Source organism: Knoellia sp. AC549 (assembly GCF_979258975.1).
The window spans coordinates 558,904-572,377 of record NZ_OZ409890.1 but is presented as its reverse complement, the minus strand read 5'-3'; the positions used below and the strand labels follow the sequence as shown (position 1 = coordinate 572,377).

The following is a 13,474-nucleotide window of genomic DNA, read 5'->3' as shown; positions in this document are numbered from 1 at the left end:
ACTTCTTCACCCCCTTCGAGGGCTACGCGGACCTCCAGTCGGAGGACCCCGACGAGGACGGCCCCCAGAAGGCTCCGGCCCCCAAGGCCAAGGAGCTTCTCCGGCCTCAAGGTCGTCGACGACCACACCTTCACGATCAAGACCAGCGAGAAGGTCTCGAACCTCCCGGTGCGCCTCGGCTACACCGCGTTCGCGCCGCTTCCCGACTCGTTCTTCGCCGACCCCGAGGCCTACGGCAAGAAGCCGATCGGTGCAGGCCCCTACGAGTTCGTCTCGCTGACGCCTGACGTCGACATCAAGCTCAAGAAGTTCGCGGACTACTCGGGCAAGGACGCCGCCAAGCCCGACAACATCACCTTCAAGATCTACGCCGACGACGAGACCGCCTACAAGGACCTCATCGCCGGAACGATCGACGTGATGGAGCAGGTGCCCACGAGCGCCCTCATCGGCGAGGCCTGGAAGACCGACCTCCAGGGCCGTGCGGCCACCAAGGCCGTCGCGGGCATCACCCACGTCGGCTTCACGAAGACCGACCCGCGTCTGTCCAACGTCAAGGTGCGTCAGGCCATCTCGATGGCGGTCAACCGCCAGGAGATCACCGACAAGATCTTCAACAAGGGTCGGGTCCCGGCCACCGGTTGGGTTCCGCCGGGCATCGACGGCTACGCCGCCGGCGCCTGTGGCGAGGCCTGCACGTTCGACGCGGCCAAGGCCAAGACGACGCTCGCCGAGGGTGGCGGCTTCACCGGCACGCTCGAGTTCGCCTACAACAACGATGGTGGTCACAAGGAGTGGGTCGAGGCGACCTGCAACCAGATCAAGACCAACACCGGCATCAACTGCGTGCCCCGTCCGTTCGTCGACTTCTCGACGATGCTGAAGGAGCTCGAGTCGCGCAAGTTCAACGGGATGTTCCGTCTGGGCTGGCAGATGGACTACCCGTCCATCGAGAACTTCCTGGCCCCGCTGTACGGCACGGACGCCGACAGCAACTACCAGGACTACAGCAGCCCTGCGTTCGACAAGCTGCTCAACGACGCTGCGGCTGACGGCGACCCCGCCTCCAGCAACAGCAAGTACCAGGAGGCCGAGAAGATTCTCGGACAGGACCTCCCGACCATGCCGATGTGGTACACCGCTCGTCAGACCGGTTGGTCCGACAAGGTGAACACCGTCGAGGTGGACGCGTTCGGAGTTCCGGACTACGGAAACGTGACGCTGAAGTAAGCGGTTCGTGCACGATGGGGTGGGTGGCTCGTCACCCACCCCATCGTGATGTCCGTTAAGGCTCCACCACCCGGAGAGGTATGGTCGAGCGGCCCCGGTGGTGGTCACACGACCGTGAGGCATCGCTGACCTCGATCAGGTGGCGACGCACATAGTGAAGGAGGTGGCGCGTGGGCAAATACATTGTTCGCCGTCTGCTTTTGATGATCCCGGTGCTCGTGGGCACCACGTTCTTGATCTACGTCATGGTTTTCGCACTTCCGGGTGACCCCACGGACAACAAGTGCGGCGAGCGCCCCTGCTCACCGGCATACATCGCGGCCTTCCGTGCCAAGTACAACCTCGACGACCCGCTGCCGCTGCAGTACCTCAAGTACATGGGCAACGTGCTGCAGGGCGACTTCGGTACCAACCAGCGTGATGTCCCCGTCATCGACGACATCATCGCCCGCTACCCCACGACCGTGAAGCTCGCGCTCATGGCCGTCGTCATCCAGGTCATCATCGGCATCCTCGCCGGCGTGCTCTCGGGCGTGCGGAAGGGCAAGTTCATCGACCAGGTCGTCCTTGTGAGCACCCTGCTCCTCATCTCCGTGCCGATCTTCGTCATCGGCAGCACCTCGCAGCTGGTCTTCGGACTCCAGCTCGGCATCTTCCCGATCTCGGTGCCAACGCGAGATGCGACGCTCTTCGACTTCGTCCTACCCGCCTTCGTGCTGGCATCGGCGTCGGTCGCCTACATCGCGCGACTGACGAGGACGAACCTCGTCGACAACCTGCGTGCTGACTACGTGCGCACGGCCAAGGCCAAGGGGCTGACGCGAGCCCGGACCGTGGGTCTGCACACGCTGCGCAACTCGATGATCCCCGTCATCACCTTCATCGGCTACGACCTCGGCGCCCTTCTCGGCGGATCGCTGGTCACCGAGCGCATCTTCAACATCAACGGCGTCGGCGGCTATCTCTTCCGCGCCATCCCCGCACAGGACGGCGTCGCGATCGTCGGCACCGTGACCCTGCTGGTGCTCGTCTATCTCCTCGTCAACCTGCTCGTCGACCTGATGTACGGCGTGCTCGATCCCAGGATCAGCCATGAGTGACCAAGTCGCCTCCCCCATGACCGTCGACGCCGGCGAGGTCGAGGCAGGTGGCTCGCTCGCCAGCGACGCGTGGAAGGCCCTGCGCCGCAACCCCGTCTTCTGGATCTCCGCGGCGCTCATCACCCTCTTCGTCGTGATGTCGATCTTCCCTGGCCTGTTCACCGACAAGGACCCGGCAGCCGGCAACCTCGCAAACTCGCTCAAGCCGCCGGGCGACGGCGCGATCTTCGGACACGACCGGCAGGGCTACGACATCTACGCCCGCACGGTCTACGGGGCGCGCTCGTCGATCCTCGTGGGATTCCTCGCGACCACCTCGACGATGCTCGTCGGTGTGGCCATCGGGGTGTTCTCCGGCTACTTCGGCGGGTGGATCGACATGCTTCTCTCGAGGCTGACGGACATCTTCTTCGCCATCCCCCTGCTGCTGGGCGCGCTGCTCTTCCTGGCGACCTTCCCCAACGACTCGCAGACGCCGTACCTCCTCATCGTGCTCAAGGTGGTGGCCGCGCTGGCCGTGCTGGGCTGGCCGTCCAACGCCCGACTGATGCGCTCGAGCGTGCTGCAGGTCAAGCCGCAGGAGTATGTCCAGGCCGCCCGTGCACTGGGAGCCACCCCGTGGCGGATCATCCGGTCCCACATCATGCCGAACGCCTTCGCGCCGGTCCTCGTGGTCTCGTCGATCAACCTCGGTGTCTACATCTCCGTCGAGGCGACTCTGTCGTTCCTCGGCATCGGGCTCACGCCGCCGGCGATCTCGTGGGGCGTCTCCATCAGTGAGGCGCTCACCGCGATGCGTGCGGCTCCCCACGCCCTGTTCTTCCCCAGCCTGTTCCTGAGCATGGCGGTCCTGGCCTTCATCCTGCTCGGCGATGCCGTGCGCGATGCCTTCGACCCCAAGTCACGATGAGGAGCGACATGACCGCAGTTGCCCCAGCGCACAAGCCCGACTCCAAGTACAAGGCCGCCCCCGACGGCACGTTGCTCGAGGTGGACGACCTCTTCGTCGAGTTCCACACCGCCGGTGGCGCCGCCAAGGCGATCAACGGTGTCTCCTTCAACCTCCGCCAGGGCGAGACCCTCGCCATCCTTGGTGAGTCCGGCTCCGGCAAGTCCGTCACCGCGCAGGCGGTCATGGGCATCCTCGACATGCCGCCGGCCGTCATCCCCTCAGGTGGGATCCGCTACTGCGGTGAGGACCTCCTGACGATGCCGGAGGAGCAGCGCCGTCTGATCCGCGGGCCGGAGATCTCGATGATCTTCCAGGACGCACTGAGTGCCCTGAACCCGGTCTTCCCCGTGGGCTGGCAGATCGGTGAGATGTTCCGGAAGCACCGGGGCATGAACAAGTCCGACTCCTACGCACAGGCTGTCCGGCTCATGGAGCGCGTGGCCATCCCGGCCGCCAAGCAGCGGGTCAAGCAGTATCCGCACCAGTTCTCGGGCGGCATGCGCCAGCGCATCATGATCGCCATGGCCATCGCGCTCGACCCGGCGGTCCTCATCGCCGACGAGCCGACCACGGCGCTCGACGTCACCGTCCAGGCACAGATCATGGCGCTGCTCGCCGAGCTGCAGGAGGAGCGCCAGATGGGGCTCATCCTCATCACGCACGACCTCGGTGTCGTCGCCGACGTGGCCGACCGCGCTGCGGTCATGTATGCCGGTCGGATCGTCGCCCAGGCGGAGATCGAGGACCTCTACGCGCGTCCGGCCCACCCCTACACCCGCGGGTTGCTCGAGTCGATCCCGCGACTGGACCAGAAGGGTCAGACCTTGGCGGCCATCGGTGGGCTCCCACCCAACCTCACGCGCATCCCCCCGGGATGTGCCTTCCACCCGCGCTGTCGGATGTCGCAGGACATCTGCCGCACGGACGAGCCCGCCCTGCGCCTGGTCGGCCAGCAGCGGTCGGCGTGCCACTTCGCCGAGGAGGTCCTCAATGGCTGACGACATCATTCTCAAGGCCGACAACCTCTTCAAGCACTACCCGATCCGCGATGGCATCCTGCGGTCGACGGGCAAGCAGAACGTCAAGGCGGTCGACGGCGTCTCGTTCGAGCTGCGGCGCGGCGAGACCCTCGGCATCGTCGGCGAGTCCGGCTGTGGCAAGTCCACCCTGGGTCGCATGCTCATGCGGCTCGAGGAGCCCACGGCTGGCACGTTGAACTTCGACGGCCACGACATGTACAGCCTGAACAACAAGGAGATGCGCGCGGTCCGCCGCGACATCCAGATCGTCTTCCAGGACCCGTACACGTCGCTCAACCCGCGCAAGACGGTCGGCGACATCATCGGCGAGCCGTTCGACATCCACCAGGACGTCGTGCCCAAGGCGGGTCGCAAGAAGGCTGTCCAGGAGCTGCTCGAGCTCGTGGGCCTCAACCCCGAGCACATCAGCCGTTACCCCCACCAGTTCTCCGGTGGTCAGCGTCAGCGCATCGGCATCGCCCGGGGCATCGCCCTGCGCCCCAAGGTGCTCATCTGCGACGAGCCCGTCTCGGCACTCGACGTCTCGGTGCAGGCCCAGGTCATCAACCTCATGGAGAAGCTGCAGAACGAGCTCGGGCTGTCCTACGTCTTCATCGCTCACGACCTCTCCGTCGTCCGCCACATCTCCGACCGCGTCGGCGTGATGTATCTCGGCCGCATGGTCGAGCTGGGCACCGAGGAGGAGATCTACCAACGGCCGACGCATCCCTACACCCAGGCCCTGCTGTCGGCCGTCCCGGTGCCGGACCCGACGATGCGTGGCAAGCGTGAGCAGATCGTCCTCACCGGTGACGTCCCGTCGCCGGCGAACCCGCCCTCGGGGTGCCGCTTCCACACGCGGTGCTTCAAGGCCCAGGAGCGGTGCAGCGTCGATGACCCGGAGCTGATCGACCGTCCCGACGGTCTCGCGGCGCACCGGTCCGCGTGCCTCTTCGCCGAGCCGCGTGTCATCGTCGAGACGATCGACGTCACCAATGTCGAGCCGGACTCACGCTTCGCGACGACGGACGTCGTCGACCTGGACGTGATCTCCGAGGACCAGGAGAGCGCGCCTGCCGACGCCGCTGCCATGGCGGAGCGTTCTGAGGCCACGGTCGGCTCGGAGCGTCGCCACAGCACGACGCAGGACAATCGCCTCGTCGTCGACGACGAGCCGGACGAGAAGCGGGACCCGAGGGTCTGACAGACACCGCCGGCTCAGCCGGAAGAACAGGTATGCCGTCCGCTCACGCGGGCGGCATACCTGCATCTGGGGTCGTGGCGGCTCTCACGCCCCGCGACAGAGCGGTCGTCGGAGGCCGCCGGTCAGTCGCCGGTCTGGGGATGGCGGGTGCGCAGCAGCCGCCTCAGCGACTCCAGTCGGGAGACTCCTGAGGGCCCGGCACGGCCGGCGGCCACCCACTCGTCGAGGGCGCACTCCTCCTCGTCGTGGGTGCAGCCGCGAGGGCATCCGTCGGTGCCGGACTCGAGCTCCGGGAAGTGCGTGATGATGCGTTCGGGGTCGACGTGGGCCAGGCCGAACGACCGGATCCCCGGCGTGTCGATGACCCAGCCGTCACCGTCGGGCAGGCGCAGCGCGACGGCCGATGTCGAGGTGTGTCGCCCGCGACCGGTGACGTCGTTGACGACGCCCACCGCCCGGTAGGCATCGGGGACCAGGGCGTTGACGAGGGTGGACTTGCCCACCCCCGAGTGTCCGACGAGCACGCTGACATGCCCCCGCAGGGCGTCGCGCACGGCGTCGAGCCCGTCGGTTCCGTCCGCGTCCGTGGTCGCCGTGATGACGGCAGGCACCTCGAGGGGTGCGTAGTTCTCGAGGAACGGCGCCGGATCTGCGAGGTCGGCCTTGGTGAGGGCCAGCAGCGGAGACATCCCTGCGTCGTACGCCGCGACGAGGCAGCGGTCGATGAGCCGGGGGCGAGGCTCCGGATTGGCGAGGGCGCAGACGACGACGAGCTGGTCGGCGTTGGCCACGATGACCCGCTCGACGGGGTCGGTGTCGTCCGCGGTGCGGCGCAGGAGGGTGCGACGGGGCTCGACCCGCACGACGCGTGCGAGGGCGTCGGGGCTGCCGGAGACGTCACCGACGAGGAGTGCGTCGTCGCCGACGACGATGCTCTTGCGGCCGAGTTCGCGGGCCCGCATGGCCACGACGATGCGTTCATCAGCGGATCCGGGCTCCATGAGGACGGTGTAGCGACCGCGGTCGACTCCGATGACCATGCCGGGGACGGCGTCGAGGTGGGCCGGTCGGTCCTTGGACCGAGGACGGCTGCCACGCTTGCTGGGACGGATCCGGGCGTCGGACTCGTCATAGTCGCTCGTGGCCCGGGCCATCAGGCAGTGCGCCCCTCGGGCTGGTGCCGACCGAGCATTCCGGCCCACAGGGTCGTGAAGGTGGGCAGGGTCTTGGCGACGGTGTCGACATCCTCGACGACCACACCGGGCACTGCCAGCCCGATGACCGCACCAGCCATGACCATGCGATGGTCGGCGTAGGTGTGGAAGGTCGTGGGGGAGAGGGGCCGTGGCGTGATGTGCAGGCCGTCCTCGGTCTCGGTGACGAGAGCCCCGAGGGCGCCCAGCTCGCGTGCCAGGGCGGCCAGCCGGTCCGTCTCGTGGCCGCGGATGTGGGCCACGCCACGGATGAGGCTGGGCCCTTCGGCAAGCGCCGCCAGGGCCGCGACGACCGGGGTCAGCTCACTGGCGTCGTGGAGGTCGACGTCGACCCCTCCGAACCCGTCGACGGCGCTCACGGTGAGTCCGTCGCGGGCCAGACTGACGTCGGCGCCCATCTCGTCGAGGATGTCGCGGATCTCGTCGCCGGCCTGGGTCGTGTGCTGCGGCCAGCCGGGGACGCGCACCCGTCCGCGGGTGACGAGCGCGGCCGCCAGGAAGGGGGCCGCGTTCGAGAGGTCCGGTTCGATCTGGACGTCGAGCGGGTTGAGCGGCCCCGGCTCGACGCGCCACAGGTTGGGCTCGGTGTCGTCGACGTCGGCTCCGGCATCGCGCAGCGCCTCGACCGTCATGTCGATGTGCGGCTGGCTGGGCACCGGCTTGCCGTCGTGCTGGATCATCACGCCCTGGTCGTAGTGCGGACCAGAGAGGAGTAGGGCAGAGATGAACTGGGACGACGCCGAGGCGTCCAGGGTCACGGGACCGCCACGGACGGAGCCAGCTCCGCGAACGGTGAACGGCAGCGCACCACGGCCGTCGTCGTCGATCCGGACCCCGAGGGCGCGCATCGCCTCGAGTGCCGGACCCATGGGCCGGGTCCGCGCCTGTGGGTCCCCGTCGAAGTGCACGGGGCCGTCGGCGAGCGCAGCGAGAGGTGGGACGAAGCGCATGACCGTGCCCGCGAGTCCACAGTCGACGATGGGCTCACCGTGCGTCTCGCCGGGCGTGACGAGCCAGTCGTCCCCGTCGACCTCCTCGACCTGGGCCCCGAGGCCGCGGAGGGCGCCCACCATGAGGATGGTGTCCCGAGAGCGCAGCGGCGACCGCAGGCGGGACACCCCACTGGCGCGAGCGGCCAGGATGAGGAAGCGGTTGGTCAGCGACTTGCTGCCGGGGAGGTCGACGACCGCCTCCACGGGCTCGGTGGTCGCCGGGCAGGTCCAGTCAGGTGAGGGCATTCTGTGCCTGGGCCGCCTTCAGTCGGGCCTCGCGGCGAGCGGCCTTGGCCGCGTGTCGGGCCTCACGCTTCGTCGTGCGGGCGGTGCGTTGCGCGCTCTCACCGGCGAGCCGGGCGCGGTAGCTCAGGCTGGGCTTGCCGTCGGTGTCGACGGCGGCGAGGAGCAGGCCACCGAGCAGGCCGAGGTTCTTGAGGAACTGGATCCTCTGCTGCGCGCGCTTCTGCGGGTCGGACTCGTTCCAGAAGGGGTGTGCCGCAAGGGTCGTCGGCAACAGGGTGCCCGCGAGGACCGTCGACGCCAGACGCGGGACGTGACCGGTCGCGAGCAGTGCGCCACCACCCACCATCGCAGCACCGTTGGCTCGCACGAGCAGCTCGGGGTCGTCGGGCAGGCCGAGCTTGCGGGCCTGGTCGAGCAGCGGGCCGGCCGCCTTGGACTTGGCGCCGGGATGCTTGAGCTGGTCGAGCCCTCCCACGACGAACATCGCGGCGAGCATGGGACGGGCAACACGACGCACGAGCGACATGCGTCCTCCTCGGGGTCGGGACGGATCGTGGACCTGCTCCTACCGTAGTTGGTGCGCATCCATCCGTGGCTTCGAGGGTCGCCCGGTCATGCGGCTGTCCCCGCTCGTGTCGTTGCCACTGCGTAGATTGGCCGCATGTGCGGGCGGTATGCGGCCACGGCCAAGCCTGATGAGCTGACCCTCGAGTTCGAGGTCGACGACGATCGCGTGGCCGAGCCCTCCCGCAGCGTGCTCGTCAACCCGCAGTCCCCACCTCCGGGGACCCCGGACCACAACATGGCCCCGACCAAGCAGGCCCCAGTGGTGCTCACCAGGTCACCACGGGGCGAGTCCGAGGGCCGTGCGACACGGCAGCTCCGACTGCTCACCTGGGGCCTGGTCCCGAGCTGGTCCAAGGACCCCAAGGCAGGGGTCCGGATGATCAACGCCCGGGTCGAGTCCGTGCTGGAGAAGCCGGCCTACGCCAAGGCGGCAGCGCGCCGACGGTGCCTCGTGCCCGCACGCGGCTGGTACGAGTGGCAGGCCTCGCCGACCGCGACCGACGCCAAGGGCAAGCCACTCAAGCAGCCCTTCTTCACCTCACGAGGCGACGGTGCGAGCTGCGCCTTCGCCGGGCTCTACGAGTTCTGGCGTGACCCCGCGGTCAGCGACGGGGACGACCCCTCTGCGTGGTTGACGACGTTCACGATCATCACGACCGAGGCGGAGCCCGGTCTGGACCGCATCCACGACCGCCAGCCACTGGTCCTCGAGCGGGCACAGCTCGACGACTGGCTCGACCCGGACCTCACCGACCTCGGGCACGTGGCCGAACTGCTCCGGCCCCACGCAGCCGGACGCTTCACGGCATACCCCGTCTCCCGGGCCGTGAGCAGCAACCGCTCCAACGGACCGCAGCTGCTGGACCCGGTCCCCGAGTCCGAGCTGCACGGGGTCGTCGATCCCATGACCGGCGAGATCATCGGGTCCCCGACGTGACTGCGCGACTGGTCGAGGTGGAGACCCCACTGGGGCCTGCCCACGCCCACGTCTCGCGGCCGCCTCGGGCTCGAGGGACCGTCGTCCTCACCCACGGGGCCAGCGGTCGGCTGGGTGGTGCCGAGCTCGTCGCGGTCCGTGACGGACTCGTCGAGCAGGGCTGGGCGGTCGCGTTCGTGCAGCAGGCCTGGGGCGTGGCAGGACGCCGTATGCCGCCGCGTCCCGTCCCGCAGGACGAGGCGTGGCTCCCCGTGGTCCAGACCCTGCGCACCGGTCGGGCCCGACTGCCCGGACCGCTCGTCCTCTCGGGCAAGAGCAACGGCGCCCGAGTCGCCTGCCGCACGGCGGCAGACGTCGGGGCCGACGCCGTGCTGTGCCTGTCGTTCCCGCTGCATCCGCCGGGCCGGCCCGAGGTCTCCCGCGCCGGCGAGCTCAGGCTGCCTCTGGCGGCAGGGATCGCGCTCCACGTCGTGCAGGGGGAGCGGGACCCGTTCGGCACCCCGGGTGAGGTCCGCGCCGAGCTCGACGACCCGGCATACGTCACCGCGGTCAAGGGCGAGCACACGATCAGGGCGACGGGGCCGCTGGTCGCCGCCGCGCTGGCCTTCCTCGAGACGGTCGCCTCGCTGCGGCGCCTCAGAGCAGGCCGCCGGCGACGTCGGGCGCCGAGGAGTCGTCGGGCTCGACCTGTGGCTCGCGCGCGAGGTGCTCCTCGACCTGGAACCAGTCGTCGTCGGCGCGCTCGGTGATCGTGAGCAGGGTCTTCATCGACGACACCTCCTCGACCTGTTCCTTGAGGAACCACAGCATGAACTGCTCGCTGAGGACATCACCCTCCGCGCGGGCCGCCCGGAAGAGGGCCTCGCACTGCTCGGTCACGGTCTTCTCCTGCTCGAAGGCCAGGGCGATGGGCTCCGCCGGTCGGTCGAAGGAGTTGCGCACGGGGTCGACCCCGGGGATCTCGACGTCCCAGTCCCGGTCGAGCATGTAGCGGACCATCATCATGGCGTGGTTGCGCTCCTCCACGCTCTGCGCGTAGAAGCGCTCGGCGAGCCGGGGAAGGTCCAGGTCGTCGAACCACACCGCGATCGCGATGTACTGCTGGCTGGCGGTGAACTCGTGGCGTATCTGCTCGCCGAGCAGGGTGACGAACGAGGATGGGGTCGACGTGAGCATGGCCAAACGCTACACGCGGGGAATGGTGCCTCCTTCCCCCTGTTGAACCCCCTGTTCCCGCACCGAGAAGTCGTCGGCGCACCGCATCACCGAGAGGTTCGCCCGTGCTCGTACTGCACACGACGTCACCCGCCGAGACGGGTCTAGGGTGGAGTGCGATGACCACACCACAGACGACCAGCGACGAGACCGGCGTGGATCTCGCGACCGAGACCCCGGCGCAGAAGCAGGCGCGGTTCGAGGCGGAGGCACTGCCCCTCCTCGACCAGCTGTATGCCGCGGCGATGCGCACGACGCGCAACCCGGCCGATGCCGAGGACCTGTTGCAGGAGACCTACGCCAAGGCGTTCGCGGCCTTCCACCAGTACAAGCCGGGGACCAACCTTCGTGCCTGGATGTACCGCATCCTCACCAACACCTACATCAACACCTATCGCAAGAAGCAGCGCGAACCGCTCCAGTCGGATGCGTCCGACGTCGAGGACTACCAGCTGGCGCGGGCCGAGTCGCACACGAGCACGGGTCTGAAGTCGGCCGAGGCACAAGCCCTCGACCACCTTCCCGACTCCGAGATCAAGCGGGCCCTTCAGGACCTGCCCGAGGACTTCCGGATGGCGGTCTACCTCGCCGACGTCGAGGGGTTCGCCTACAAGGAGATCGCCGAGATCATGGGAACCCCCATCGGCACCGTGATGTCCCGTCTCCACCGCGGTCGTCGTCAGCTCCGCGAGATGCTGACGGAGTATGCCGCTGAGCGCGGCTTCGGCAAGGAGGTCTCGTCGTGAACGAGAACGTCAACAGCGCCCAAGGTACCCGTGGAGATCATGGCGTCCTCGGCGGCCACGTCGACTCAGGTGATGGGTCCGCTGGGTCCCACGTCGACTCCCATGCAGAGTGCTCCGAGGTCCTGCACCGGATCTATGAGTACCTCGATGGCGAGATGCAGCCGGCCGACGTCGCGCGGGTCGCAGAGCACCTCGAGGCCTGCGGGCCGTGCCTGCACGAACATGACCTGGACCGTGCCGTGAAGGCTGCCGTACGTCGCACCGGTGGTGGCGAACCCTGCCCTGACCAGCTGCGCGTGCAGGTCATGCAACGGATCACCATGGTGCGCCTCGAGCTCGATCGCTGACCCGCCTGCAGGTGTGACGAAGGGGCGACCACCGCATGGTGGTCGCCCCTTCGTCGGCTGCTGCGCTGTGCTCAGGCGTTGGGCTTGCGGCCGTGGTTGGCCTTGTTGCCCTTGCGCGAGCGGCGCTTGCGGGCGCGCTTGCTCATGGGAACTCCTCGAGGTTCGGGGGTGAACGGGCGACAGGGAGCCCTGACGGTGCCAAGGGGCGCCACAGATCGCTCGTACGTCGTTTTCATTGTCGCACACCTGGGAAGCGTGGGATAATGGGCAACTCAGTCCTGGCTTCCCTGGTCGGGACCAACGAAAGGTCTTATCATGCGCTCCATCCGTATCGCTGCCGTCGCCGTCGTCCTCGCCGCTCTCTCCACGATCGGTGCGACCTCCGCCCAGGCCGGTGACTCCTCCCACGTGAAGAACACCTCGGTCAAGGCTGCCGGCTGGCAGTGGTGAACACCTGTCCGATGTGGTGACGCCGGAGACCCCGGCCTCACTCCCCGCGCGATACACGACGCCGACCTACATCGGCGTCGTGGTGCTTGTGGCGGTCGGTCTCGGGTGCTACTCGTACCTACGGTACGGCTGGCCGGATGACTGGGTCGCCCTGGTCGTCCTGGCATTTCTTGGCGCCCTGACGTGGTGGCTTCCGTCGACATCGAGTGACGGTCGCATCCACTTCACCGCCGACAACGTCGTGGTCCTGGCGGCCATCCCCATCGTCGGACCGTTGGGGGCCGGAGTGGTGGGTCTGGCCATGGCGGTCCTCACCCGGCGTCGCATCGCGCTTCATCGACGGCTCTTCAACGTGGCCATGGCGTCGGCGTCCGCGATGGTCGGGGGGATCGCCTACGACCTGGCGGGGGGATCGCTCGCGGTCGACGAGCTCAACGGGGCGCTGCAGCTCGTGCTCCACGTCGGCCTGCCCATCGTCGTCGCCGACGCCGTCAACCTCCTGGCGAACGCCGTCCTCGTGGCCGGCGTCATCCGGCTCACGGCAGGCGTGCCTCTCCAGCTGCAGCTCGTCGACATGCTGACGAGCTCGGGTCTGACGCAGTTCGCCTACGGGATCATCGCCTTCCTGGTCGTGATCATGTGGCTTCCGGGGAAGCGGTCCGGTCGCCGTGCTCGTCGCACTCGCGCCTCTCGCGGGCGCGCGCTGGGCCCTGCTCCAGTACGGCGAGGAGCGGGACGCCAGGGAACGAGCCCTGGGCGCCCTGGTGACCGCCATCGAGACCCGGGCGCCTGTCCTGGAGGGGCACAGCGGACGCGTCTCCACCATGGCCGCGCTCATGGCCCAGGAGCTCGGTCTGGGCCCCAAGGAGGTCGCCGACGTCAGGACGGCCGGACTCCTGCACGACCTCGGCCGGGTGGTCGTCGCTCCGGGGCAGGAGGGCGTCGACCAGGCGGGCGGCGCAGCTCTGAGAGGTGCGGCCATGCTGCAGAGCCTGCCGTTCCTCGCGGGGGCCTCATCAGTGATGGAGGAGGTCGCGAGGGCGGAGGCCTCCGGAGCCCAGCTTCTCGATCGCGGCCGACATCGTGCGAGCGGCGGACGAGTTCGACCTCATCCTGCACGGCGAGGACCGGGTCAGTCCCTCCGCTGCCATCGCCCGGGTGCGCGAACGCAGGCCGGCGACCCCGGAGGCGGACCGTATGCTCGGAGCCCTGGCCAGGGTGGCCCGCCTCCATGATGGTTCCGGTGAGGGCATGG

16 protein-coding genes are annotated in these 13,474 nt (G+C 68.5%); 11 read left to right on the top strand and 5 right to left on the bottom strand.

The window, feature by feature from the left end:
* Nucleotides 1–135: 135 nt before the first annotated feature.
* The 5 genes from ACZZ98_RS02710 (at nucleotide 136) to ACZZ98_RS02690 (ending at nucleotide 5,505) form a co-directional block, all read left to right on the top strand.
* On the top strand, nucleotides 136–1,230 hold the full coding sequence (locus ACZZ98_RS02710; RefSeq protein ID WP_463517709.1) for a peptide ABC transporter substrate-binding protein: 1,095 nt from the start codon (nucleotides 136–138) through the stop codon (nucleotides 1,228–1,230).
* A gap of 170 nt (nucleotides 1,231–1,400) precedes the next feature.
* Nucleotides 1,401–2,330 (top strand): ABC transporter permease, encoded by a 930-nt coding sequence (locus tag ACZZ98_RS02705; protein WP_463514831.1) that lies wholly within the window; start codon nucleotides 1,401–1,403, stop codon nucleotides 2,328–2,330.
* On the top strand, nucleotides 2,323–3,240 hold the full coding sequence (locus tag ACZZ98_RS02700) for an ABC transporter permease (protein WP_463514830.1): 918 nt from the start codon (nucleotides 2,323–2,325) through the stop codon (nucleotides 3,238–3,240). The genes ACZZ98_RS02705 and ACZZ98_RS02700 overlap by 8 nt, the downstream gene beginning before the upstream one ends.
* Before the next feature lie 8 nt (nucleotides 3,241–3,248).
* The gene (locus tag ACZZ98_RS02695; RefSeq protein WP_463514829.1) at nucleotides 3,249–4,280 is read left to right on the top strand and encodes an ABC transporter ATP-binding protein; all 1,032 of its coding nucleotides are present in this window, start codon (nucleotides 3,249–3,251) and stop codon (nucleotides 4,278–4,280) included.
* Nucleotides 4,273–5,505 (top strand): ABC transporter ATP-binding protein, encoded by a 1,233-nt coding sequence (locus tag ACZZ98_RS02690; protein ID WP_463514828.1) that lies wholly within the window; start codon nucleotides 4,273–4,275, stop codon nucleotides 5,503–5,505. Before ACZZ98_RS02695 ends, ACZZ98_RS02690 begins: the two co-directional genes overlap by 8 nt.
* Nucleotides 5,506–5,627: 122 nt before the next feature.
* Here the strand turns inward: ACZZ98_RS02690 and rsgA are convergent, their stop codons facing one another.
* Genes rsgA through ACZZ98_RS02675 form a run of 3 tightly spaced genes read right to left on the bottom strand, consistent with a single transcriptional unit; the run spans nucleotide 5,628 to nucleotide 8,483 of the window.
* On the bottom strand, nucleotides 5,628–6,659 hold the full coding sequence (rsgA, locus tag ACZZ98_RS02685) for a ribosome small subunit-dependent GTPase A (protein WP_463514827.1): 1,032 nt from the start codon (nucleotides 6,657–6,659) through the stop codon (nucleotides 5,628–5,630).
* Nucleotides 6,659–7,957, bottom strand: coding sequence for a 3-phosphoshikimate 1-carboxyvinyltransferase (gene aroA / locus ACZZ98_RS02680; RefSeq protein WP_463514826.1), 1,299 nt, complete (start codon nucleotides 7,955–7,957; stop codon nucleotides 6,659–6,661). Before aroA ends, rsgA begins: the two co-directional genes overlap by 1 nt.
* Complete coding sequence (locus tag ACZZ98_RS02675; RefSeq protein WP_463514825.1) at nucleotides 7,944–8,483, bottom strand: DoxX family protein; 540 nt, start codon at nucleotides 8,481–8,483, stop codon at nucleotides 7,944–7,946. Before ACZZ98_RS02675 ends, aroA begins: the two co-directional genes overlap by 14 nt.
* Before the next feature lie 135 nt (nucleotides 8,484–8,618).
* Between ACZZ98_RS02675 and ACZZ98_RS02670 the strand changes: the two genes are divergently transcribed.
* Nucleotides 8,619–9,461: an SOS response-associated peptidase gene (locus ACZZ98_RS02670; protein WP_463514824.1), complete on the top strand. Its 843-nt coding sequence runs from the start codon at nucleotides 8,619–8,621 to the stop codon at nucleotides 9,459–9,461.
* Entirely contained in the window at nucleotides 9,458–10,210 is a 753-nt protein-coding gene (locus ACZZ98_RS02665; protein WP_463514823.1) for an alpha/beta hydrolase family protein, read from the top strand. The genes ACZZ98_RS02670 and ACZZ98_RS02665 overlap by 4 nt, the downstream gene beginning before the upstream one ends.
* Here ACZZ98_RS02665 and ACZZ98_RS02660 read toward each other — a convergent pair.
* Nucleotides 10,098–10,637, bottom strand: coding sequence for a ferritin (locus tag ACZZ98_RS02660; RefSeq protein ID WP_463514822.1), 540 nt, complete (start codon nucleotides 10,635–10,637; stop codon nucleotides 10,098–10,100). The genes ACZZ98_RS02665 and ACZZ98_RS02660 overlap by 113 nt on opposite strands.
* 158 nt (nucleotides 10,638–10,795) lie before the next feature.
* On the opposite strand from ACZZ98_RS02660, the gene ACZZ98_RS02655 reads away from it, so the two are divergent.
* Both ACZZ98_RS02655 and rsrA read left to right on the top strand, forming a co-directional pair.
* Nucleotides 10,796–11,422, top strand: coding sequence for a sigma-70 family RNA polymerase sigma factor (locus ACZZ98_RS02655; protein ID WP_463514821.1), 627 nt, complete (start codon nucleotides 10,796–10,798; stop codon nucleotides 11,420–11,422).
* Entirely contained in the window at nucleotides 11,419–11,769 is a 351-nt protein-coding gene (rsrA, locus tag ACZZ98_RS02650; RefSeq protein ID WP_463514820.1) for a mycothiol system anti-sigma-R factor, read from the top strand. Before ACZZ98_RS02655 ends, rsrA begins: the two co-directional genes overlap by 4 nt.
* Nucleotides 11,770–11,840: 71 nt before the next feature.
* On the opposite strand, the gene ACZZ98_RS02645 is transcribed toward rsrA, so the two are convergent.
* Nucleotides 11,841–11,915 (bottom strand): 50S ribosomal protein bL37, encoded by a 75-nt coding sequence (locus ACZZ98_RS02645; protein WP_009775747.1) that lies wholly within the window; start codon nucleotides 11,913–11,915, stop codon nucleotides 11,841–11,843.
* Nucleotides 11,916–12,084: 169 nt separating this feature from the next.
* On the opposite strand from ACZZ98_RS02645, the gene ACZZ98_RS02640 reads away from it, so the two are divergent.
* Nucleotides 12,085–12,219 carry a hypothetical protein gene (locus ACZZ98_RS02640; RefSeq protein WP_463514819.1) on the top strand — a complete coding sequence of 45 codons (135 nt, stop codon included), beginning with the start codon at nucleotides 12,085–12,087 and terminating at the stop codon, nucleotides 12,217–12,219.
* Nucleotides 12,220–12,887: 668 nt separating this feature from the next.
* Nucleotides 12,888–13,454: an HD domain-containing protein gene (locus tag ACZZ98_RS02635; RefSeq protein ID WP_463514818.1), complete on the top strand. Its 567-nt coding sequence runs from the start codon at nucleotides 12,888–12,890 to the stop codon at nucleotides 13,452–13,454.
* Nucleotides 13,455–13,474 lie beyond the last annotated feature (20 nt).

Excerpts from the sequence above, each read along its gene's own strand:
- ACZZ98_RS02700 (WP_463514830.1), top strand. The coding sequence starts at position 2,323 with ATGAGTGACCAAGTCGCCTCCCCCATGACCGTCGACGCCGGCGAGGTC.
- ACZZ98_RS02695 (WP_463514829.1), top strand. The coding sequence starts at position 3,249 with ATGACCGCAGTTGCCCCAGCGCACAAGCCCGACTCCAAGTACAAGGCC.
- ACZZ98_RS02690 (WP_463514828.1), top strand. The coding sequence starts at position 4,273 with ATGGCTGACGACATCATTCTCAAGGCCGACAACCTCTTCAAGCACTAC.
- rsgA (WP_463514827.1), bottom strand. The coding sequence starts at position 6,659 with ATGGCCCGGGCCACGAGCGACTATGACGAGTCCGACGCCCGGATCCGT.
- aroA (WP_463514826.1), bottom strand. The coding sequence starts at position 7,957 with ATGCCCTCACCTGACTGGACCTGCCCGGCGACCACCGAGCCCGTGGAG.
- ACZZ98_RS02675 (WP_463514825.1), bottom strand. The coding sequence starts at position 8,483 with ATGTCGCTCGTGCGTCGTGTTGCCCGTCCCATGCTCGCCGCGATGTTC.
- ACZZ98_RS02670 (WP_463514824.1), top strand. The coding sequence starts at position 8,619 with ATGTGCGGGCGGTATGCGGCCACGGCCAAGCCTGATGAGCTGACCCTC.
- ACZZ98_RS02660 (WP_463514822.1), bottom strand. The coding sequence starts at position 10,637 with ATGCTCACGTCGACCCCATCCTCGTTCGTCACCCTGCTCGGCGAGCAG.
- ACZZ98_RS02655 (WP_463514821.1), top strand. The coding sequence starts at position 10,796 with ATGACCACACCACAGACGACCAGCGACGAGACCGGCGTGGATCTCGCG.
- ACZZ98_RS02640 (WP_463514819.1), top strand. The coding sequence starts at position 12,085 with ATGCGCTCCATCCGTATCGCTGCCGTCGCCGTCGTCCTCGCCGCTCTC.